1 protein-coding gene is annotated in these 260 nt (G+C 71.9%); it reads left to right on the forward strand.

What is annotated here, in order from left to right; all coding sequences use genetic code 11:
* A partial coding sequence (locus MFF64_RS37005) for a hypothetical protein (RefSeq protein ID WP_238194024.1) occupies positions 1-260 on the forward strand: 260 nt, incomplete at both ends.

The following is a 260-nucleotide window of genomic DNA, read 5'->3' on the forward strand; positions in this document are numbered from 1 at the left end:
ACCACACGGCGATGGGCACGGCGCTGATCGGCGACCTCGAGGGCTACGTCAAGCATGTGGTCCTCGACCTCGGGCAAGCCTGGACCCCGGCGCGCCCGACGGCGATCGCGGTCTCGGGCAGCACCGTCACCATCGCGGTCGCGCGACCCTACGGGATGGGCGATCTCGCGATCGACACGGACATCATTGAGGCCGCGCCGCAGCGCGGGTTCCACGTCCGGGTCGGCGGCAGCGAGATCGCGGTCAGCGCCGTCGCCGTC

This window comes from Methylobacterium frigidaeris, assembly GCF_022179185.1.
GTDB classification, from domain to species: Bacteria; Pseudomonadota; Alphaproteobacteria; order Rhizobiales; family Beijerinckiaceae; genus Methylobacterium; species Methylobacterium frigidaeris.